Here is a 21,688-nt window from a genome sequence, read left to right on the forward strand (position 1 = left end):
GACCCCGGGGTCGTACGTGGATCAGTGGGCCACGACGGGGATCTTCACCTCGTCCTGGGCACCCTCCGTGGCGGACGACGCGGCCGCGGGGCCGCCCTGGTGACCCGCGTTGATCATCGTCAGCGCGATGCCCGCGGCGACCACCAGGATGCCGGCGGCCCACCAGGTGGCGGAGGCGTAACCGTCGACCATGGCCTGCGCCTGGACCAGCTTCTGTGCGGCCGGAGTGGTCGCACCCGCGGCGTGCGCGGCGAGGTAGGCGGTGGTGGCCGAGGCGGCGATGGTGTTCAGGAGCGCGGTGCCGATGGCGCCGCCGACCTGCTGCGAGGTGTTCACCATGGCGGAGGCGACACCGGCGTCACGCGGTGCGACACCGTGGGTGGCGAGCGACATGGCGGGCATGAACGCCGTCCCCATGCCGAGGCCGAGCAGCAGGAGCCCGGGCAGCACCAGTCCGGCGTACGAGCTGCCGATGTCCATCCGGGTCAGGCACAGCATGCCGGCCGCCGCGACCAGGAAGCCCGGGCCCATGAGCAGCCGCGGGGGCACCCTGGTCATCAGGCGCGCGCCGATCTGGGTGGAGCCCGTGATCATGCCCGCGACCATGGGCAGGAAGGCCAGTCCGGTCTTGATCGGCGAGTAGCCCTGGACGATCTGGAGGTAGTAGGTGAGGAAGAGGAAGGTGCCGAACATCGCGATGACGGCGAGTCCGAGCGAGAGGTAGACACCGCCGCGGTTGCGGTCGGCCGGCACGCGCAGCGGGAGCAGCGGGGCCTTGACCCTGGACTCGGTGACCAGGAACGCGGCGAGCAGCACCGCGGAGGCGACGAACATGCCGATCGTCAGGGCGTCCGACCAGCCGGCCGACTCGGCGCGGGTGAAGCCGTACACCAGGGCGACCAGGCCGAGGCAGGAGAGGACCACGCCGGGGATGTCGAGCGGCGAGCGGTTGCGGCCGCCGGCGGGCTCACGGATCACGAAGTACGCGCCGAGCGCGGCGACGATCGCGAAGGGGACGTTGACGAAGAACGTCCAGCGCCAGTTCAGGTACTCGGTCAGGGTGCCGCCGAGGATGAAGCCCACGGCGCCGCCGCCACCGGCGATCGCACCGTAGATGCCGAACGCTTTGGCGCGCTCCCTGGCCTCGGTGAACGTCACCGCGAGCAGCGAGAGGGCCGCCGGTGCGAGCAGTGCGCCGAAGACGCCCTGCAGGGCGCGGGCGCCGAGCATCATGGCCTCGCCCTGGGCCGCGCCGCCGAGTACGGAGGCCAGTGCGAAGCCGGTCAGGCCGACGAGGAAGGCGCGCTTGCGCCCCCAGAGGTCGGCGATGCGGCCGCCGAAGAGCAGCAGACCGCCGAAGGCCAGGGCGTAGGCGGTGATGACCCATTGCCGGTTGCCGTCCGATATCCCCAGGTCCTGCTGGGCGGAGGGCAGCGCGATGTTCACGATGGTCGCGTCGAGCACGACCATCAGCTGGGCCAGGGCGATGAAGATGAGCGCTTTCCAGCGCCTGGGGTCGGGGCCGGTGTCGGTTCTTCCGGCGGACAGGACTGTTTCGGACATGGGAGTACCCACTTCGGAACTCAATTCGGAACTCATGAGGGACGTGACGAGCCGCTGCGTCGCCCGCGCGGGAGCGGAGCGGCCGGTGGTGAGCGGAAGCCTGTGGCGGTGCGCTCGGAGTGGTGGGAGGGTTCAGGCCGCGTTGCGCGTGGCCGTGGGACGGCGGCGCCGGCCGGTCTCGGTCAGGGCGGGCGGGTTGTAGGCCATGTCGAGGGTGCCGATGTCGGTACCCGGGGGGACGATGGCGTCGATGCGGTCGAGGATCTCGTCGTCGAGCGTGGTGCCCATGCCGTCGAGGAGGTCCTCGAGGTGGTCCATGGTGCGCGGCCCGATGATGGCGGAGGTGACGCCGGGGTGGGCGATAGTGAAGGCCACGGCCAGGTGGGACATCTTGATGCCCGCCTCGTCCGCGAGCGGGATGAGCTGCTCGACGACGTCCAGGCGGCGCTCGTCCCTGAGGTGCTTGAAGCCGAAGGCTGCGCGGTGGGTGTCGACGGCCTCGCCCTTGCGGTAGCGGCCGGTGAGCAGCCCCTGGGCCAGGGGGCTCCAGACCAGGGCGCCCATGCCGTACTGCTCGCACAGGGGCAGGACATCGCGTTCGATCCCGCGGTTGAGGATCGAGTACGGCGGCTGCTCGGTACGGAAGCGCTGCAGGCCGCGCCGGTCGGCGACCCACTGGGCCTCGACGATCTCGGCGGCCGGTGTGGTGGAGGAGCCGATGGCCCGGACCTTGCCCGCCCGCATCAGGTCGGTGAGCGCGGAGAGCGTCTCCTCGACGTCCGTGTCCGGGTCGGGGCGGTGCATCTGGTAGAGGTCGATGTGGTCGGTCTGCAGACGGCGCAGCGAGTCCTCCACGGCGCGGACGATCCAGCGCCGCGAGTTTCCCTGCTGGTTGGGGTCGTCCCCCATCGCGACGTGCGCCTTGGTCGCCAGGACGACGTTGTCCCGGCGGCCCTTCAGGGCTTTGGCGAGGATCTCCTCGGACTCACCGCGTGAGTACATGTCGGCGGTGTCGACGAAGTTGATCCCGGCGTCCAGCGCCCTGTGCACGATTCGGGTGCAGTCCTCGTGATCGGTGTTGCCGAAGGCGCCGAACATCATGGCGCCCAGGCAGTAGGGGCTGACCTTGATCCCGGTCCGTCCCAGCGTGCGGTACTGCATGGCGTTCCTCCTCTGGGCTGCCGGTCGGGGGTCCGGCTAGAATGAAACCGGAACACCGTTCAGCAACCACAATACGGAACAACGTTCCGCAGCGCAAAAGGGAACCCTCCATGCCTGATCGCCCTGCCGGGGAACCGGCCGCCCGCCGTGTACGGCCCGACGTCCGGCGCAACCTGGACGCCCTGCTGACCGCGGCCGCCGAGGTCTTCGCGTCGGACGGCGTGGACGCCCCCGTGCGGCGGATCACCGCCAGGGCCGGGGTGGGGTCGGGCACCCTCTACCGGCACTTCCCGCAGCGCTCCGACCTGATCACCGCCGTCTTCCGGCACGAGGTCGACGCCTGCGTCGAGGCGGCTCCCGCTCTCGCCCAGCAGTACGAGCCGGTCGAGGCCCTCACCCGGTGGCTCCAGCGCTTCGCACAGTTCGTCGCCGCCAAGCGCGGCCTCAAGGGCGCCCTGCACTCCGGCGACCCCGCGTACGAGAGCCTGCCCGCCTACTTCCAGAAGAGCTTCCTCCCGGTCGTGACGGAGCTGCTGGAAGCGGCCAGCACCTCCGGTGGTATCCGGACCGACATCCCCCCGTTCGACCTGCTGCGCGCCGTCGGCGACCTCCTCGCGCAGGATGACGAGGACTACACCCGGCGCATGATCACCCTGCTGGTCAACGGCCTCCGCCACCAGGCGGACGCCCCGCTCCCCGTGCCGGCCGAGGACTGAACGGCGGCAGCCGCCGGCTGACGACCGACGGCCCCCCGCTCCCCGCCTCAGCCGGCGGCGGCGCGCTCCGGCCGCGCGGCTTCGGACCGTGGCAGCCTCGTGGCCCCGGCCGCCGCGAACAGGCAGAACCCGAGCACCCACCAGAACGTGTCGCCGAACGCCGCCGGGACATCCGCGCCACGGGCGGACAGCCGGTCCTGAAGGATCACCGCGAGGGCAGCGGTACCCACCGAGCCGCCCACCGTGTTGAGCAGGTTGAGCGCTCCGGAGGCACGCGGAAGGTACTCGGGCTCGATCCGGCTGTAGACGATGTTCATCACCGGCGCGCCGACCATGGCCATCCCGACGCCCCGGACCGCGAGCGCCGCCACGACTGCGGTGTCCGGGAGTTCGTGGCCGAGCTGGGTGAACGGAGCCGTGCCCAGGAGGATCAGCACGATGCCGGCGACCACCAGGGTCCGCGGCGCGACCTTGTCGATCGTGCGGTTGACCAGCACCGAACCGGCCGCCGCTCCCAGCCCCTGGGGCGCCAGCAGCAGCCCCGCCTGCCAGGCCGGCATCCCGCGTCCGGTCTGGAAGTACAGCGGCAGCAGGAACATCGTGCCGAACACCGAGGCGCCGAGGACCAGCAGCGCCACGGCCGCGGCGCCGAAGGGCGGCCGGGCGAACAGCCGGGGGTCGACCAGCGGTGTACCGCGGGTCCGCAGCCCGTGCACGGTGAAGCCCGCCAGCATCACCAGCCCCGCGCACACGCCGGCCGTCGCCGGCAGGGTCCTGCCGTGGGCCACCTCGGTCAGCCCGTACACGAGCACGGCGAGCCCGGGCGAGAGCAGCAGGGCCCCGCGCAGGTCGAACGCGGTCCGCCGGGTGGAGGGCGGCACGACGGGCACGTGGCGGCGGGCGAGCAGCACGGCGGCCCCGCCGATCGGCAGGTTGACCAGGAACAGCCACGGCCACGGCGCCACGGCGAGGACGGAGCCGCCGGCCAGCGGGCCGAACACCGGGGACAGGAGCGGCACGACCGCGACGACGCTGATCACCCGTCCCGTCCGGCCGGGGCCGGCGATCCGGGCCAGCAGCGCCTGACCGGTCGCGGGAAGCAGCCCGCCGCCGAGGCCCTGGACCACCCGGAACACGATCAGGCTGGTCACCGACCAGGCGCACGCGCACAGGACGGAGCCGAGCAGGAACACGCCCACGGCGACGAGCCAGGTCCGCCGCCCGCCGAACCGGTCGGCCAGCCAGCCGGACGCCGGCACGGCGGCGACCACGGCGAGCAGGTAGGCGGTGGTCACCCACTGGATCTCGGCGACGGAGGCACCGAACTCATCGGTCAGGGTGCCGATGCCGACGCTGACGATCGTGGCGTCCAGGGTCGCCATGAAGGTGCCGAGCACCAGGATGAACGCGGTTCTCAGCAGTTCCCTGTCCACTCGCCCGGCGGGCGGCGCGGTCTTCCCGCTCATCGGCCCTCCAGCAGATCGCGCACGTCGTCGTCGAGGTGCTTGTCCATGCCGCGGAGCAGTTCGAGCAGTTCGCCGGCGAGTCCCCCGACGTCCGTGCCCGCCCGGTGGGCGAGCACACCGGTCCAGCCGTCACCCTCCGGCATGACGGTCAGGGTCGCGGGGTGGTGCGTGGACTCGCGGAAGCGGGTGCCGACGACGGTGAGCCCCGGGGCGGGTTCACGCAGGCGGTCCGGGTCGACCGGGTAGTTCTCGAACACCACCATGCTGTCGAACAGCCTGCGTCGCCCGGTCAGCCGTTCCAGGTCGGACAGGGCGACATGGTGGTGCTCGACCAGCTCCCGCTGCCGGGACTGGAGTGCGCTGAGCGTGTCGGCGAGGGTGCCGGTGAGCCGTGCCCGTACCGGCACGGTGTTGGCCAGCAGCCCGATGATCTCCTCGACGCCCGCCAGCTCCGGCGGCCGGCAGGACACCATCGCGCCGAAGCAGACGTCCGTGTGCCCGGACCGCCGGGCGAGCAGCACCGCCCACGCCCCCTGCACCAGCGTGTTCCGGGTCAGCCCGCGCCGGGCCGCGAGGCGGGTCAGGCCGGCCACCAGCGATGCGTCGAACTCGATCACCTCGGGTTCCTGCCAGGCAGGACCGGCTTCACCGCCGCCCAGGTAGTCCCCTTCGGGCAGCCCCGCCAGCTCGTCCGCCCAGGCACCGAGGTCCGGCTCGTTCCCGGCGAGCCAGTCCAGGTAGCCGGCGAACGGGACGGGGGCCGGCAGCTCCGGAGCCCCGCCGCGCGTCCGTGCCGTGTAGAGCGCGAACAGTTCGGTGAGGATGCGCGGGGCCGACCAGCCGTCGGACAGCGCGTGATGACTGGTCATCACCAGCTCGGCGCGCTCGGGTCCGCGCCGGATCACGGTGAGCCGGAACAGCGGGCCCCGGGCGAGATCGAACGGCTCCGCGAGATCCGCGGCCAGCACCTCCTCCACGGGCTCGTCGGTGACCCGGAACTCCGGCCGTGGCAGCACCGGGATCACCGCCAGGGAGGCGGGGAACACCGCCCCCAGGTTCGGGTGCCGGGCCAGCAGGTCGTCGCCCGCTCCCCGCAGCGCGTCGGTGTCGAGCCGGCCGGCAAGCGAGAACGCCGACTGCACGGTGTACGGGTCGGGGTGCTCGGTGCGCGAGTGCCGCAGCATCACCTCCTGGAGCGGGGTGAGCGGCTGTACGCCGGCGACCGGGCGGTCCCGGTCGAGCGCGCCGATCTCCGGTGCGGCGGCGATCCGCAGGAGCGCGGTCCGCAGATGTCCGGCCAGTTCCTCGATCCCGGCGGCCGTGAACAGCGCGGCCGGCCAGGTGATCCGGATCCCGAGCGCGTCGTCCCGCACCAGGGCGTTGACCATCAGGCCGTACGGGAGCGGCATCGCGTCGGAGCCGTTCGAGCCGAGCGGTCCGGCGTCCGGGGGCGTCTGCCACGCCGTCTCCCGGTCCGGGGTGGCGGGGTACTGGCCGAGGTAGTTCCAGGCGATCTCGGGCCGCACCGGGTCCAGCAGGCCGGCCGCGGTGAGGATGCCGTACCCGAGGCCGTCGCCCTGGGCGCGCAGCCGCTCCCTGACCGCCCGCACGTCGTCGTCCGCGTCGAGCCGCACGGGGTGGACGGCGGTGAACCAGCCGACGGTCTGGGACAGGTCGACGTCCCGCGGGCGGCCGTGGCTCTCCAGCGCGACCAGCACCTGCGGGGTGCCGCGCCACTCCCGTACCGCCTGCGCGAGCGCCGTCAGCAGGACGGCGTCCGGGGTGGTGCGGTAGGCGGCCGGCAGGGTCGTGACCAGGGCGCGGGTCGACTCGGCGTCGAGCCGGATCTCGTGGTGCCCGGCGGTGGCCACGGTGTCCCGGGCGGGGTCCAGCGGTCCGGCGAGTGCCGGAGTGGCGTCCATCCGCCGCCAGTGCGGCAGTTCGGCACGCCGGTCGGCGTCGTGCAGGGTGCGCGCCCAGCCGAGGAACGACTGGCCGTGCCGGGTCAGCGCGCCGCCGGAGTGGGCGTGCTCCAGGTCGTCCAGCAGGACGCGCCAGGAGACTCCGTCGACGGCCAGGTGGTGGGCGACGAGGGCCAGCCGGCCCGGCCTGCCGGGTCCCGCGTCCACCCACAGGGCGCGCAGCAGCGGACCGGTGCGCGGGTCCATCGACGCCTGGGCGGCGGCGATCGCGGCATCGACCGCGCCGCGGAGGTCTTCGGTGGCCGGCACCCGGGTCAGTACGTCGGCCCCGGTCACCGCGCCGACCGGCGGGATGCGCAGCACGTCGCCCGACAGCCTGGCCCGCAGCACGTCGTGACGGGCCAGGACGTCGTCGAGCACCGCCCGCCAGGTCGTCTCGTCGCCGCCCGGCGGAACGCAGATCTCCGTCCACTGGCAGAACCCGTCCGCTGCCGCTCCCGCGCGGCGCAGCAGGTCCCGCATGACCGGGGTCAGCGGCGCGTCCCCGACGGCGGGGGCCACGTCGCCGTCGAGGGTGCGGGCGCGGGCGGCGATCCCCGCGACCGTCTCGCCGTCGAACACGTCCCGCGGGGTCAGGCCGAGGCCCTGCCGCCGGACCCGGGAGACGAGTTGCAGCGACACGATGCTGTCCCCGCCGATGTCGAAGAAGTTGTCGTCCGGGCCGATGTCGTCGGTGCCGAGGACGTCGCGGAACACGGCGAGCAGGACCGCCTCCGCCTCGGTGGCGGGTTCGCGCCGGGCGACGGCGGCGGTCTCGGGGGCGGGCAGCGCGGCGGCGTCGAGCTTGCCGCTGGGGCTCAGCGGCAGCCGGTCGATGGGGACGAGTGCCGTCGGCACCATGTGGTCGGGCAGTTCCGCGGCCAGGTGGCCGCGCACGCCCGCGGTGTCGAGGCCGGCGCCGTCGGCCGGAATGACGTATCCGACGAGCCTGCCCTCCCGCATGATCACGGCGCAGGCGCGCACGTCGGGGTGGCCGGTCAGCACGGACTCGATCTCGCCCAGTTCGACGCGGAAGCCGCGGACCTTGACCTGGTGGTCGGCGCGGCCGAGGAACACCAGCTGTCCGTCGGGCCGCCATCGCACCAGGTCGCCCGTGCGGTACATCCGCTCGCCCGGCGGACCGAACGGGTCGGCGACGAACGTGCCGGAGGTCAGACCGGGGCGGCCGAGGTAGCCGCGGGCCAGGCTCGGCCCGCCGAGGTACAGCTCGCCGGTCACCCCGGTGCCGACCGGCTGGAGCCCGCCGTCGAGGACGTACGCGCGGATGTTGGGGTCGGGGCGGCCGATGGGCAGCGGTCCCTCGTCGTCCGGGTCGTAGTGCCAGGTCGTGGAGTTGATGGTGACCTCGGTCGGTCCGTACGCGTTGAACAGCGCCCGGCGGCCCCTGCCCCAGCGGCGCGCCAGTTCCGGGTCGAGGCGCTCGGCGCCGACGACGAAGAACACGTCGGGGTCGACGGTGCGGTCGTCCGGCATCGCGGCCAGGAACGACGGGAGCAGGTTCACTCCGGTCACCCGGTGCTCGACGATGTAGTCGAGCAGTTCGTCGCCGGGTACGCGCACCTCTTCGGGCGCGATGACGGACGTGCCGCCGGACAGCAGCGGCACCATGGTCTGCCAGAACGCGACGTCGAAGCTCGTCGACGCGAAGTGCAGGTACCGGTCGTGCTCGGTGACGCCGACGACCTCCTCCTGCAGCGCGACGAGGTCGGGCACGCCCCGGTGGGTCACGCCGACTCCCTTGGGGCGCCCGGTGGTTCCGGAGGTGTAGATGACGTAGGCGAGCGCGTCCTCGGTGAGCCCGGCGCGCGCCTGGGCCGGGTCGTCGTCCGGTACGGAGGCGAGGGTGGCCGGGTCGTCGAGACGCAGGACGGGGATGTCGCGGTCGACGGGCAGTTCGGCGCCGGTCGTGACGGCCGCTGCCGGGGCGATGTCGTCGAACATGTAGGCCAGCCGCTCGCGCGGATAGCTCGCGTCCATCGGTACGTACACCGCGCCTGCCTTGGCCACGGCGAACAGGGCCACGGTCATCTCGACGTCGCGGCCGATGAGCACCGCGACCGGGTCCTGCGGCCGTACCCCGGCCCCGATCAGCGCGTGGGCCAGGCGGTTGGCGCGCCGGTCGAGTTCGGCATAGCTCAGGCTGCGGTCACGGCAGACCAGGGCCTCGGCGCCGGGCTTGCGGCCCACCCACGCGGCGAACTCGTCCAGCCAGTGGCCGCGGGCCCGGGCGGCGGCGGTGTCGGTGCCGGTCCGCAGCATCGTCGCCCGCTCGTCGGCGTCGAGGACCGGCAGTCGGAGCGCGGGGCGTGCCGGGTCGTCGACGATCTCGCGCAGGAGGTGGTGCAGCCAGCGGCCGTAGTCGCGGACGGCGCCGGCATCGAAGGCGCGCGGCTGGTAGCCGAGGCCGATCGTGATCTCGTCGTCCGGGATCACGATGACGGTGAGGGCGTAGTGCGTGGCGTCGGTGATGTCCACCCCGGCCAGGTCGAGCCCGGGGGCGAGGGGAGTGCGCTTCCGGCTGGACAACGGGAAGTTCTCCATGACCAGCATCGTGTCGAACAGTTCGCCGATGCCCACGGCCCGCTGAATGCCCGGCAGGCCGACGTGGTGGTGCTCGGCCAGGGCGACGCTGTCGGCGTGCAGCCGCGCCAGGAGGTCGCGCACGGTCTCGTCCTGGGTGTGCCGGACGCGTACCGGGATGGTGGTGCCGAGCTGGCCGATCATCGATTCGACGCCGTCGACCTCGGCGGGCCTCCCGGACACCGGGCAGCCGAACACGACGTCGCGGCGCCCGGTGAGCCTGCCGAGGAGCAGACCCCACGCGGTCTGGAGGACGGTGGTCAGGGTGACACCCTGCTCGCGGGCGAACGCGCGCAGCCGGTCGCTGAACTCCCGTCCCAGTCCGACGGTCTCGCGGCCGGGCCGTTCGACTCCGGCGCCGGTGCTCGCGGGTGCCAGCCGCGTCGCGTCGTCGACGCCGGCCAGCGCGTCCCGCCATGCGGCGAGCGCTGCTTCGCCGTCCCGGTCCGCCAGCCACCGGAAGTACTCGGACAGCGGCGGGGCGGAGGGCGCGGCGGGGCCTCCGCCCAGTTCCGCGTAGAGGGCGAGCAGGGTGCGGCCGACCAGCGGCATCGACCAGCCGTCGAGCAGGGCGTGGTGGTTGGTGATCACCAGCTTGTGCTCGGCGGGCCCGACGCGGGACAGCAGGAAGCGGATGAGCGGCGGGCGGGCCGGGTCGAACGGTCGCTCCAGATCGGCGCGGGCGGCCTCGGGGAACCGGTCGTCCTGCCGCCATTCCAGGGCGATGTCCGCGGGGATCACCTGCACCACGTCGTCCCCCGCCGTGGCCAGGTGGACGCGCAGGGCCGGGTGGCGGCGCAGCAGTTCGCGCGCCGCCTCGGCCATGCGCTCCGGGTCGAGTTCGCCGGCGAGGGTCGTCACGGCCTGGACGACGTAGACGTCGGTGTCGTCGCCGTCGCGGACCATGGTGTGGAAGGAGAGCCCGACCTGGAGGGGGGTGGCGGGCAGGACGTCGGTGACGCGGCCGGTGCGTTCGAGGGCGTCGATGGCGCTCTGGTCGATGTCGACCAGCGGCAGGTCGGAGGGGGTGAGTCCGCCCGGGGTGTGGAGCGCGTGCGCGGCCAGCGCGTCCAGGGCTGCGGCCCAGGCGTCCTGGAGGGCCGCCACGGCTTCGGTGCCGAGCACCCCGGTCGCGGCGGTCCACTCGACGGCGAGCCGGGGTGTGTCGCCCTCGTGGACGAAGCAGTTGAGGGCCAGCACCTGTTCGAGGGCCTTGGCGTCCGGCTCCGTCACCGCGAAGGCGTCGTGTTCCGGCAGCCGCCACCCGGGGGCGGACAGCGGGGCGAACCTGCCGAGGTAGTTGAGCAGTACGTCCGGCGGCGGGGTGGCGGCGAGTGCGGGGCCGGTCTCCGGGTCGAGGTGGCGCAGGACGCCGTAGCCGATGCCCCCGTCGGGGACGCCGCGCCGGGCCTCCTTGGCGGCGCGCAGCGCCTGCCCCACGTCGTCGGACGCGGGGACACGGACCGGGTACTCGCTGGTGAACCAGCCGACGGTGCGGGCCAGATCGAGGTGTTCCCGGCCGTGCCCCTCCATGGAGACGGTCACGGCGTCGCCGCGCAGGCCCCATCCCCGCAGGGCGAGGACGAGTGCGGCCAGGAGCACCTCGTCGGCCCCGGCGCGGTACGCAGCGGTGAGGGTGGTCAGGACCGCTTCGGTGGCCTCGGCCGAGGCCACGGTGACGGAGCGGTGGGCGGTCGACACCGTGTCCCGTGTCCGGTCAAGGGGCCGGGCGCCGAGCCGGGACGCGGCGCCCAGCGCCGTCCGCCAGTGGGCGAGTTCGCCCCGGCGTGCGCCGGTTGTGCCCTGCTCGGCGAGGAGAGTGGCGTGCCGCCGCCAGGAGGCGCCGACGGGTTCGGGCGTGCCGCCCGTGCAGGCCGTGTGCAGGTCGGGCAGGAGGATGCGCCAGGACACGCCGTCCATGGCGAGGTGGTGCACGACGACGACCAGCCGGTCGGCCGTGCCGTCGTCGCTGCGGAGCAGGGCCGCCCGCAGCAGGTCGCCGGAGCGCGGGTCGAGTTCGTCCGCCAGCCGCCGGGCCAGGCCGGTCACGTCCTCGCCGCGGGTCTCGGCGACGACGGCGCGCACCATGCCCCGGGGCAGTACCTCCAGTCCGCCGGCCACCCGCAGCCGCAGCGCGTCGTGGTGGTCGAGCACGGACTGGACGCCCCTGACCAGGTCGTCGTGGGAGAGACCTTCGACGTGCAGGGCGGTCCACTGCGCGTATCCGGCGACGGCGTCCACGTCCGGATGGGGGTCGAGGAGGCCGCGTACGATCGGCGGCGCCGGTACGGCTCCGACCGGGTCGTCCGCCGGGCCGGCTGCTTCCGTCAGGAGTTCGGCGGAGGCGGCGAGCGAGGCGAAGGTGCGGCGGGCCAGCAGGTCGCGCGGTCGCAGTCCGATGCCCAGGGCCCGCAGTCTGCTGCTGACGGTGATCGCGGTGATGCTGTCGCCGCCGAGGGCGAAGAAGTCGTCGTCGACACCGACGCGTTCGACGTCGAGGGCATCGGCGAGGACCGTGCACAGCAGCCGCTCCCGCTCGGTGCCCGCCTCCCGGCCGGCGCCGGACAGGGCCGGTGCGGGCAGTGCGGCGCGGTCCAGCTTGCCGTTGGGGGTGACCGGCAGCCGGTCCAGCACCACCACGGCCGCGGGGACCATGTGTTCGGGCAGCCGCCCGGCCAGGTGGGCCCGCGCCTCGTCCCCGGTGACGGAGGCGGACACGATGTAGCCGACCAGCCGGGTCGAGCGGACACCGGCGGCGGATGCGGTGACCCCGGGAACGGCCGCGAGCGCGGCCTCGACCTCGCCGGTCTCCACCCGGTGGCCGCGGATCTTGACCTGTCCGTCGCCGCGGCCGCCGTACTCCAGGCCCCGGCCCGGGACCCAGCGGGCCAGGTCGCCGGTGCGGTACATCCGCTCCCCCGGCTCGCCGAACGGGTCGGCGACGAACCGCTCGGCGCTCGCGCCGGGCCTGCCGAGGTAGCCGTGGGCCAGGTGAGGCCCGGCGAGGTACAGCTCGCCGGGCGTGCCGTGGGGCACGGGCTGCAGTGCGTGGTCGAGCACGTAGATCCGGGTGCCGGCGAGCGGGTGGCCGATCGTCGGCTCGTCGCCGTCGATGCGCGCGGTGGTGCTGTCGACGGTCGCCTCGGTCGGTCCGTACATGTTGCGCGCGGTGATCCCGGACGCGGCGACCCGCCGCCACAGCGCGGGCGGGGTGGCCTCTCCGCCGAGGACCAGCAGGGTCGGTGCCAGGTCGAGCAGTCCGGCGTCGATCAGCGGCGAAGCCATCGACGGGGTGGTGTCCACGATGTCGATGCCGTCGCGGCCGAAGGCGGCGAGCAGCGCGTCGGCGTCGCGGGCGGTCTCGGTGTCGTAGACGTGCAGTTCGTGCCCGCAGAGCAGCCACACCAGGTGGTCGAACGCGGAGTCGAAGGCGAACGAGTAGGTGTGTGCGGCGCGCAGCCGTCGTCCGGCGGCCTTCTCGGCCTCCGCGACGACCGTGGACCGCTGGTGGTGCACCAGCCCGGCCAGTCCGCCGGCCCGGCCCAGTACGCCCTTGGGGCGTCCGGTCGAACCGGAGGTGTGGATGACGTAGGCGAGGTGGTCGGGGTGGCGGGGTGCGGCGAGTTCGCCGTCGGTCAGGGGTGTGCCGGGCAGCACGGCGGCCTCGGCCGTCAGGGTGGTCCAGGCCGACCCGTCGACTGTTCCGTCGGTCAGTACGAGCGCGGGGCGGGTGTCCTCGATCAGCTCGCGCAGCCGCTCGGGAGGGTGGGCGGCGTCGAGCGGCAGGAAGGCGGCGCCCGCGTCGAGTACGGCCAGCAGCGCGACCACCGAGTCGGCCGAGCGCGGCAGGGCCAGGGCCACGACATCCCCGGCGCCGATGCCGCGGGCCCGCAGCGCGCGGGCCAGCCGGTGCACCCGTTCCGCCAGCCGGCCGGCGGACAGCCGCTCGTCACCGCACACGAGCGCGGTCCGCCCGGGACCGGCGGCGGCCATCGCGTCGAGCGCGTCCGGCACGTGCGGGGCCGTGCCCGGCAGCGCGGGCGGGCACCAGTCCGCCATCAGCCGGTCCACGTCACCGGCCAGGGAGATCCGTCCGACGGGCAGGCCGTCCGTCAGCCCGGTCAGCAGGGTGCGCAGCCCGGACAACAGGCGGTCGACGGCGGCCTGGTCCCTGGTCCCGGCATCGACCTCGAAGCCGAGCAGCAGTCCGCCGTCACGGGTGGGCAGGACGCTCAGCCCCATGTCCTCCGGCGGGCCGCCCGCCACGTTGCGCATCGCTCCGGCGGCGCCGGCGAAGTCGAGAGCGAGGTCGAAGGCCTTGAGGTTGATCCCGCGTCCGTGCAGCAGCGCGCCCGCACCGGGCACGCCGAGGTCGCGCGGCAGGTCCTCGCCCCGGTAGCGCTGGTGCTCACGCATCTCGCGCATGGCGGAGGCGACGCGCCGGCTCAGCTCCCCCAGTCCGTCGCCGCCGCGCACGGTGACGCGCAGCGGCAGCACGTTGACGGCCATGGAGGGGGTGCGCAGTTCGGCGGAGTCCGTCCGGCACATCAGCGGCAGCGCGAACACCACGTCGGTGCGGCCGAGCATGCGGTGCAGGAAGGCGGCGTAGCCGGCGATCAGGGCCTCGCCCCAGGTGACGCCCTCGGCGTCGGCGAACGCGCGCAGCCGGGCCGTGTCCTCGGGGGTGAGTGTCGCGCGGGCGGTCAGTGTGCCGCCGGCCGGGCCCGCGGTGCCGGAGTCGTCGGCGGAGCCGAGGTCGGGCAGCGGGGTGAACCGCTCGACCCAGTAGGCGCGGTCCTCCGCGAACCGGTCGCCGTCCCGGTAGGCCCGGTCGGCGGCGACGAGCCGGGCGAAGGTGCCGAAGGTCGACCGCGGCACCTCGGTCCCGCGCACCAGGGCGGTGTAGCGGGCGGCGGTCCGCCGGGCGAGCATCGCGGCGGTGTAGCCGTCGAAGACCAGGTGGTGGCCGAGCTGGGTGTACCAGACCTCGCGGTCGGAGAGCTTGATGACGGTACGTGAGCAGAGCGGCCGGCCGGTCATGCCGCGGCAGGCCTCGGCGGTCCGTGCCCGCTCGGCGTCGACGAGTTCCTGGGCGGCGGCCACCGGGTCGGCCGCTCCGCTGACGTCGACGACCTCGGGCAGCGGGACCGGTTCGTCGCTCACCGCCTGGCGGGGTCCGTCCGGGGTGTCGTACACCCGCAGCCTCAGCGTCTCGGCCTCCTCGGTGGTCGCCCGGACCGCCTGGGCCAGCGCGTCCGCGTCGACCGGCTCGCTGCCGGTTATCTCCACCACGTCGCCGACCACGTAGTACGGCGAGTCGGGTTCGAGGCGCTGCGCGTTCCAGATGCCCGACTGGGCACTGGTCAGGGCGAGAAGGCCGTCCGAGGGCGCGCTTGCGGGGCTCAACTTACTCTCCTTGAAGTGTGGGAACGACCATCGGTGTGCCGGTCACCGGGTCGGGGACGACGACGCTCGGCAGGTCGAACACGTCCTTGATCAGGGCGGCGTCCACGATGTCCCCGGGCTCGCCCTCGGCGACCACCCGGCCGTCCTTCATCGCGACCAGGTGGTCGGCGAAGCGGCATGCCTGGTTGATGTCGTGCAGGACCGCGACCACGGTGCGGCCCTCGTTGCGCAGCCTGGCGAGCAGGCCGAGGAGCTGGTACTGGTGCGTGATGTCGAGGAAGGACGTCGGCTCGTCGAGCAGCAGACAGGAGGTCTGCTGAGCGAGCACCATGGCCATCCAGACGCGCTGCCGCTGCCCGCCGGAGAGTTCCCGCACCGGCCGGCCTGCGAGGTCGGCGACTCCGGCGGCTGCCATCGCCCCGTCGACGGCCTTGTCGTCGTCCGCCGACCACAGGGCCAGCATCGACTGGTGCGGGAACCTTCCCCGGCCGACGAGTTGGCGGACCCTGATGTCCTCGGGTGCCAGCGGGTCCTGCGGCAGGAAGCCGAGTTGTCTGGCCAGTGCCTTGGTCGCGTAGCCGCCGACCTCGCGGCCGTCGAGCTCCACCTGCCCCGATGCGGGGCGCAGCAGCCGGACCAGGGCACTCAACAGGGTTGATTTTCCACAGGCGTTGGGTCCCACGACGGCAGTGAACGCGCCGTCCGGTATGTCGAGGCTGAGCCGTGTGGACACGACCCGGTCTCCGTAGCGCAGGGTGATCTCCCGCGCCGTCAGGCGTGCGGTCACGCGCGCCTCACCTCCTTCGTCAGCAGCCAGATCAGGTAGCAGCCGCCGATCGCGGTGCTCACCACGCCCACGGGCAGGGCCACGGGTGCCAGCAGCATCTGGGCGATCAGATCGGCGCCCAGCAGCAGCACCGCTCCGGTGAGTGCCGCCGGGAGCAGCGGCACTCCGGCCGCGCCCGCGAGCCGGCGGCCGATCTGCGGGGCGGCGAGCGCGATGAACGCGATAGGTCCGGCGACCGCGGTCACCGTGGCCGTGCAGCCGACACCGACCAGCACCATGAGCAGGCGCAGCCGGTCGAGTGCGACGCCGGTGGTGACGGCGACGGCGTCGCCGAGCGACGCCTGATGCATGGCGTGGGCCCGTACGGTCATCAGGGCGAGCAGCACGGCGATGACGGTGAACGGGATTCCGAGGTCCTCCCAGCCCACGCCGTTGAGCGATCCGGCGCTCCAGCCGACCGCTGCGATCGCCACCTCCAGGTCGGCCCGCAGCACGATCCAGGAGTTGACGGCGGTGACCATCGCGTTGACCGCGATGCCGATGACCACCAGCCGCATTCCGGAGAAGCCCTGCCGGTACGACAGCAGGTAGATCGCGGCGGCGACGAGCAGTCCGCCGAGCACCGACCCGGCGGCCAGTTGGGCGGAGGTTCCCGAGAGCACGGTGAGGGCGACGAGGGCTCCGGTGTAGGCACCCGCGTCCAGGCCGATGACGTCGGGGCTGCCCATCGGGTTGCGGGTGAGGTTCTGGAAGAGCGCCCCCGCCACCCCGAGTGCGGCGCCGAAGACGAGCCCGGCCAGTACCCGCGGCAGCCGCCAGTCCCGGATCACCACGGAGTGGTCCGTGCCGGTGAGTACGGCGAACACCTTGCCGGGGGACGACCATGACGCCCCGTAACACAGCCCCAGCAGGCCGAGGCCCAGCATCAGGGGCACCAAGGCGGCGATCAGGACGACGGTGCGGCGTTCGATCCGCGGTCCGCGCGGGCGTGTGGTGTGCGGTCGTGCCGTGTGCAGGAGTGTCACAGCGACTCCGCCCCGTAGCGGCGGACGGCCCAGATCAGCATGGGGCCTCCGAGGAACGCGGTCACGATGGCCACCGGCACCTCGCCGGTGGGCAGCAGCACGCGCGACGCGATGTCGGCGACGAGCAGCAGGACCGGTCCCAGGACCATCGTGTAGAGGATCAGCCACGGCACCGAGCCGGCGGCGGGCCTGCGTACCAGGTGGGGCACGATCAGTCCGACGAACAGGATCGGCCCGGCGACCGCGGTCGCGGCCCCGCTGAGCACGGTGATCAGCACCAGGGCGGCGATCCGCACCCGGCCGACGCCCGCGCCCAGGGTGTGGGCGACGTGCTCGCCGAGGGTGAGGGCGTTGAGGGCCCGGCTCAGCAGCAGTGCGCCGATCAGCGACACGGCGATGGCGGCCAACGGGACGGCCAGCGGGGTCTGTTCGCGGCCTGCCAGCGAGCCGACCGACCAGAACCGGTAGGTGTCGAAGACGTCCGGGAGCATCAGCCGCATGCCCAGCGCGACGCCGCTCAGCACCGCGGTCAGCGCCACTCCGGTGAGGACCAGGCGCAGGGGTGAGCGCCGTCCGACCGCGGCGACGAGCAGGGCGGCGAGCACGGATCCGGTGACGGCGAAGCCCAGTTCGCCGGTCCGGCCGGTGGCCAGTCCGAGGGCGGAGCCGACGGTGACGGCGAAGCCGGCACCCGCGGTCACTCCGAGGATGCCCGGCTCGGCCAGCGGGTTGCGGGCCAGCGTCTGGATCAGCGCGCCGGACACCGCGAGCGCGGCGCCCACCGCGACGGCGAGCAGCGCGCGCGGCGCCCGGACGTCCCGCACGATCACCTGGTCGTCGGTGCCCCGGTAATCCAGCAGGGCGCGTACGACTTCGGCGGGCGGCACGTGGCGGGCCCCGACTCCCATGCTGAGCACGGCGACCGCTGCCAGCAGCACCAGTCCGCCGACGAGCAGTCCGGCCTGCGGAACGGCCCGCCCGCTCCGCGCCGCACGGTACGCGCGGCCCGCGACGGTCACCGGTTCAGCAGCGGAGCGAGCGACTTGGCGATCGCGTCCAGGGTCATGACGGCCTCCCCGTAGGTCGCGGCCTCGGTGTAGCGGAACGGGTAGGCCTTCCCCGCCTTCACCGCGGGCAGGTTCTTCCAGAGCTTGGAGTCCAGGACGTACTGGACGGACTTGGGGACGCTGCCGTCGGCGTTGACCGAGTAGGTCATGACGTCGGCCTCGCCGAAGGCGGCCGGGAGCTCCTCGATGGAGGGGTACTCACTGACGGACTGCGAGCCGGGGCCGGACTTCTTGACCTTGCCGTAGTACGTCGCGCCGAGGTCCTCGGCGATGTTGGTGCCCCATGAGCCGTTGAACTCGCGCTGGAACGTGCCCTTGGCGGCGTCCCCGTAGGCACCCACGTGTCCCAGCTTCAGCCGGGGCAGCACGTCCTTGTACTTCTTGGCCAGTTCGGCGGCCTTGGTCTCGTACGTGTTCTTCGCGACGTCGAACTGCTTGAGCGCGCCCGCTGCGTCGGCCTGCTTGTGGGAGAGCTCGCGCCACGCGGACGGCAGGGTCGGGCCGATCGCGACGACGGGGGCGATGGACTCCAGCCGCTTGATGTCGATGTCGCCGAGCACGGGGGCGGGCACCCCGATGACGATGAGGTCGGGTTCGGCCTCGGCCACGGCCTCGTAGTTGGTCTCGGCCGCCTGCTCACCGGCCACCTTGGTGAGCTTTTTGTACGTGGCCAGGTCCTCCTTGGTCATCATCGGCTCGCCGCGCTGCCACGACGAGATCCCGACGAGCGGCGCGTCGGCCTCGATCATGACGGGCACGGCGTACCCGGTGGCCACCACGCGCTTCGGGTCGGCCGGGATGGTGATCTTGCCGTTGTCCGCGGTGAACACCCGGGTCTTCGCCTTCTCCGAGACGTCCGACCCACCGTCCGACGACGAACCGCACCCGGCCAGGACCAGGGCGAGCGAAACGGCTCCGACGAGGCCGGCCGATCTGCGTATGGACATTCCCGCACTCCTTGCTACTTAGGTAAGGCTTACCTTACTTGAGATTCTTGCGGCAGAACAAACCCGGGGGCCGCATCGCGCCTGCCCCCTGTCCGGCGTTGGATCAGTGGTCGTCCTCGTCGAAGTCGGCGACGCCGCGCTTCCAGTAACCGGTGATGTCGTGGTCGGCCTTCTCCAGGCGCAACGCGTCGCGGACCCATCGCCGCAGGGGCTTGATCTGCCCGGCCTCGCCGGCGGCCCACACGTACACGCGCTCGCCCTCGGGCACGGTCACCGAGGTGACGGCCCGCTCCAGCGCGTCCCCGGCCCCCGCCGCGAGATCCCCGCGGTGCAGCCAGCGCACCTCGAACCCCTCGGGGGCGGACAGGCCGATCTCCTCGGTGGCATCGGCGACTTCGACGAACGCCCAGCCCTTCGCACTTCTGGGCAGCTCCTCCAGCCTGCGCGCGATGGCGGGCAGGGCGGTGATGTCACCCGCGAGCAGGAAGCGGTCGTAGGTGTCGGGGACGATCAGCCCGCCGGGGGGCCCGGCGAGGTGCATGCCGTCGCCCGGCCGGGCCTCGCGCGCCCAGTCCGACGCGAGCCCGCCGTCGTGCGCGGCGATGTCGATGTCGATCTCGCCGGCCACCGGGTCGTAGCGGCGGACGGTGTACTCGCGCGAGGTGAGCGCCGGGCGCGGCCAGCGCAGCATCGACCCGTTCCGCTCGGGCAGCCTGAGCGTGCCGTCCGGGTCGGGGAAGATCAGTTTCACGTGTTCATCGGGTGCGTGCGCCTCGAAGCCCTCGGTGCCCGGCCCGCCCAGGGTCACGCGCAGCAGGCCGGAGCCGACACTCGTGACGCGTACGACCTCGGTCCGCCGGATACCGATCGGGTAGCCCACCTTCTCGGCATGGAGACCGGCCCGGACCTCTGCGATCCGGTCCAGGTGCCGGCCCCGGTGATCGACCCGGCTCACGCCTTCACACCCGTCAGCAATGCTGTCCAGTGGGCCAGTTCGGGGAGTTCGAAGAGATCGGGGAACTCCAGCGCGGTGGCTCCCGCGGCCCGCCAGCGCTCGACCAGGACCATGATCCGCACCGAGTCCAGGCCGAGGTCGACCAGGTTCTCGTCGGGCGCGATCCCGTCGGGGTCGCAGCCGAGCAGCTCCGCTATGTCGGCGCGGATGCGTTCGGGCGACAAGGTCTGACTCATCGGACGACTCCTCCGGGGCGGACGCCGGCATGACGCCTCCCCCTCTCCACCCGGGCCACCTTGACTCAGGTAAGGCTAACCTAACATTCACGAGTACCGGTGTGGCAAGACGCCTCGATCCCCCGGCCCCGCTCCCCCGCCCCGCGCGACCTGATTGACCGTCAATCAGTGCTCCACGCAGCTTCCATGCAGCCGGGCCCGGCCGGCGCACGGATTCTTCATGCGAGTGAAACGATGCGGCCGGACCTGCGTCGCAGGGCTCGTGCCGCCGCGGGAAAGGGGCCGCCGGACGCCGGGAACGGCCGCACGCCCTCGCCGCGGCCCGGCCGTCCGTCTACCGTGGCCGGGTGACCGACAACGTCCTGTACCGCAGATTGCACGTGGATCTGGGGCGCACCAGCGCCTCCCTCTGTCGCCGCGCCTGACACCCGTCCGCGCCGCCGCACTCCGTGCCGCGCGCGTCCGTCCCGCACGACCACACAGGGAGTTGGGCATGACCACCGTCACACGTCACGAGATACGTCGCGCAGGACCCAGGTTCGGCGCCGAGGTGTTCGGCGTCGACCTCACCCGGCCCGTCGACGACGCCACCGCGCAGGAGCTGCGCCAGGCCTTCGAGGACCACAAGGTCCTGGTGTTCCGGAACCAGCACCTGACACCCGATCAGCACGTTGCGGCCGTCAGCATCTTCGCGGACCCGTTCGACCACCCCACCGCCGTGAAGGACGCGGCCAACCCGCTGGTCTACCCGTACAACGTCAAGCAGACCGGCAAGGCGAGCACCTGGCACATCGGGGGTCTGTGGCGGAGCCCGGTGTTCGCCATCGAGTCGCTCACCTACGAGGAGGTGCCCGAGCTCGGCGGGCACACGCTGTGGGCCGATCTCCAGACGGCGTACGACGATCTGTCGGAGCCGTTCAAGGTGCTGCTGGAATCGGTGAACGCCGTCTACGACGGCGATCCGGAGAACTATGCCCAGGGCAGCAAGCGGACCGCCGTCGGGGAGACCGTCGAGCACCCGGTCGTCCTGGCGCACCCGGACACCGGCCGCAAGGGCCTGTTCATCAGCAGTTCGGCACTCCGGCTCACCGGTGTCACACCTGCCGAGTCCAAGGCGCTGCTCGACCACCTGCTCCGGCACGCCTCCTCCCCGGACTACACGATCCGGTTCGGCTGGAATCCCGGTGACTTCGTGCTGTGGGACAACCGGGCGACCTGGCACTACGCCGTGGACGACTACGGCAACGGCGCCCGGGTCTACCGCAAGGTCATCGGCGTGGAGCGCCAGGGGACCGCTGCCGCCTCCTGAGGCTTCGCAGCCGTCACGCGTGGGCACGTCCAGCGGTGGGCGTGCCCACGCGGCCCTGTCGTGCCCGCCCCTGGACGGGCACCGTGTTTCACCTGTGCGAACAGCGGGTGTGCTGCCCCGGAAGCCGCTTCTCACAAGGGTGTTCGGGCTGATACGTTGCGCCGCATCGTCCCTCGGGGACGGTGCTGCCGTGCTCGACGCCGCTGTGCTCGAAGGGACCGCGCCACTCATGCCGTACCAGCCGAACGCCGCCGGGGCCACATCCCCCAGCCGTGTCGCCGGTACGCGCTGCGCCACCTTCATCGGCGCCCGCCTCGCGGCCCGCAGGCACATCGATCTGCACCGCGTCTCCAGCGCCATCTGTCAGGCCTGACGTCCCTCACCGCTTGACCACCGGCCCGCTTCACGGCCCCGCCTCCGCGCGCGGACACCGTCGTCCGTGCAGAGCGCCGCCGTGCCCGGCCTCCTTCCTCTTCAGCTGGAGAACC

The 21,688-nt window shown here is 73.0% G+C and carries 13 protein-coding genes; 3 read left to right on the forward strand and 10 right to left on the reverse strand.

Annotated elements, in window-relative coordinates; genetic code table 11:
• Positions 1 to 21 precede the first annotated feature (21 nt).
• The gene (locus tag OG521_02960) at positions 22 to 1,563 is read right to left on the reverse strand and encodes an MFS transporter (GenBank protein ID WUW19795.1); all 1,542 of its coding nucleotides are present in this window, start codon (positions 1,561 to 1,563) and stop codon (positions 22 to 24) included.
• Positions 1,564 to 1,695: 132 nt separating this feature from the next.
• On the reverse strand, positions 1,696 to 2,724 hold the full coding sequence (locus tag OG521_02965; GenBank protein WUW19796.1) for an aldo/keto reductase: 1,029 nt from the start codon (positions 2,722 to 2,724) through the stop codon (positions 1,696 to 1,698).
• Positions 2,725 to 2,834: 110 nt separating this feature from the next.
• Between OG521_02965 and OG521_02970 the strand changes: the two genes are divergently transcribed.
• Positions 2,835 to 3,440, forward strand: coding sequence for a TetR/AcrR family transcriptional regulator (locus tag OG521_02970; protein WUW19797.1), 606 nt, complete (start codon positions 2,835 to 2,837; stop codon positions 3,438 to 3,440).
• A 47-nt stretch (positions 3,441 to 3,487) separates the two neighbouring features.
• Here OG521_02970 and OG521_02975 read toward each other — a convergent pair whose 3' ends face one another.
• The 8 genes from OG521_02975 to OG521_03010 form a co-directional block, all read right to left on the reverse strand.
• Positions 3,488 to 4,906 carry a DHA2 family efflux MFS transporter permease subunit gene (locus tag OG521_02975; GenBank protein ID WUW19798.1) on the reverse strand — a complete coding sequence of 473 codons (1,419 nt, stop codon included), beginning with the start codon at positions 4,904 to 4,906 and terminating at the stop codon, positions 3,488 to 3,490.
• The gene (locus OG521_02980; protein ID WUW19799.1) at positions 4,903 to 14,874 is read right to left on the reverse strand and encodes an amino acid adenylation domain-containing protein; all 9,972 of its coding nucleotides are present in this window, start codon (positions 14,872 to 14,874) and stop codon (positions 4,903 to 4,905) included. The genes OG521_02975 and OG521_02980 overlap by 4 nt, the downstream gene beginning before the upstream one ends.
• A 1-nt stretch (position 14,875) precedes the next feature.
• Complete coding sequence (locus tag OG521_02985) at positions 14,876 to 15,661, reverse strand: ABC transporter ATP-binding protein (protein ID WUW19800.1); 786 nt, start codon at positions 15,659 to 15,661, stop codon at positions 14,876 to 14,878.
• Complete coding sequence (locus OG521_02990) at positions 15,658 to 16,587, reverse strand: iron chelate uptake ABC transporter family permease subunit (protein ID WUW26558.1); 930 nt, start codon at positions 16,585 to 16,587, stop codon at positions 15,658 to 15,660. Before OG521_02990 ends, OG521_02985 begins: the two co-directional genes overlap by 4 nt.
• A gap of 95 nt (positions 16,588 to 16,682) precedes the next feature.
• Positions 16,683 to 17,705 (reverse strand): iron chelate uptake ABC transporter family permease subunit, encoded by a 1,023-nt coding sequence (locus OG521_02995; GenBank protein ID WUW19801.1) that lies wholly within the window; start codon positions 17,703 to 17,705, stop codon positions 16,683 to 16,685.
• Positions 17,702 to 18,700 (reverse strand): ABC transporter substrate-binding protein, encoded by a 999-nt coding sequence (locus tag OG521_03000; GenBank protein ID WUW19802.1) that lies wholly within the window; start codon positions 18,698 to 18,700, stop codon positions 17,702 to 17,704. Before OG521_03000 ends, OG521_02995 begins: the two co-directional genes overlap by 4 nt.
• Positions 18,701 to 18,803: 103 nt before the next feature.
• Complete coding sequence (locus tag OG521_03005; GenBank protein ID WUW19803.1) at positions 18,804 to 19,655, reverse strand: siderophore-interacting protein; 852 nt, start codon at positions 19,653 to 19,655, stop codon at positions 18,804 to 18,806.
• On the reverse strand, positions 19,652 to 19,891 hold the full coding sequence (locus OG521_03010) for a phosphopantetheine-binding protein (GenBank protein WUW19804.1): 240 nt from the start codon (positions 19,889 to 19,891) through the stop codon (positions 19,652 to 19,654). Before OG521_03010 ends, OG521_03005 begins: the two co-directional genes overlap by 4 nt.
• A gap of 493 nt (positions 19,892 to 20,384) precedes the next feature.
• Here OG521_03010 and OG521_03015 point away from each other — a divergent pair, with 493 nt between their 5' ends.
• Together OG521_03015 and OG521_03020 are read left to right on the forward strand one after the other, a co-directional pair.
• Complete coding sequence (locus OG521_03015; protein ID WUW19805.1) at positions 20,385 to 21,200, forward strand: TauD/TfdA family dioxygenase; 816 nt, start codon at positions 20,385 to 20,387, stop codon at positions 21,198 to 21,200.
• A 190-nt stretch (positions 21,201 to 21,390) separates the two neighbouring features.
• On the forward strand, positions 21,391 to 21,573 hold the full coding sequence (locus OG521_03020; GenBank protein WUW19806.1) for a hypothetical protein: 183 nt from the start codon (positions 21,391 to 21,393) through the stop codon (positions 21,571 to 21,573).
• The last annotated feature ends 115 nt before the right edge of the window (positions 21,574 to 21,688 follow it).

The organism is Streptomyces sp. NBC_01463, assembly GCA_036227345.1.
In the GTDB taxonomy this organism is placed as follows: Bacteria; Actinomycetota; Actinomycetes; order Streptomycetales; family Streptomycetaceae; genus Streptomyces.

Coding starts and splice junctions, on each gene's coding strand:
- OG521_02965 (WUW19796.1), bottom strand. CDS start 2,724: ATGCAGTACCGCACGCTGGGACGGACCGGGATCAAGGTCAGCCCCTAC.
- OG521_03015 (WUW19805.1), top strand. CDS start 20,385: ATGACCACCGTCACACGTCACGAGATACGTCGCGCAGGACCCAGGTTC.
- OG521_03000 (WUW19802.1), bottom strand. CDS start 18,700: ATGTCCATACGCAGATCGGCCGGCCTCGTCGGAGCCGTTTCGCTCGCC.
- OG521_02990 (WUW26558.1), bottom strand. CDS start 16,587: ATGCTGGGCCTCGGCCTGCTGGGGCTGTGTTACGGGGCGTCATGGTCG.
- OG521_02960 (WUW19795.1), bottom strand. CDS start 1,563: ATGTCCGAAACAGTCCTGTCCGCCGGAAGAACCGACACCGGCCCCGAC.
- OG521_02970 (WUW19797.1), top strand. CDS start 2,835: ATGCCTGATCGCCCTGCCGGGGAACCGGCCGCCCGCCGTGTACGGCCC.
- OG521_03010 (WUW19804.1), bottom strand. CDS start 19,891: ATGAGTCAGACCTTGTCGCCCGAACGCATCCGCGCCGACATAGCGGAG.
- OG521_02975 (WUW19798.1), bottom strand. CDS start 4,906: ATGAGCGGGAAGACCGCGCCGCCCGCCGGGCGAGTGGACAGGGAACTG.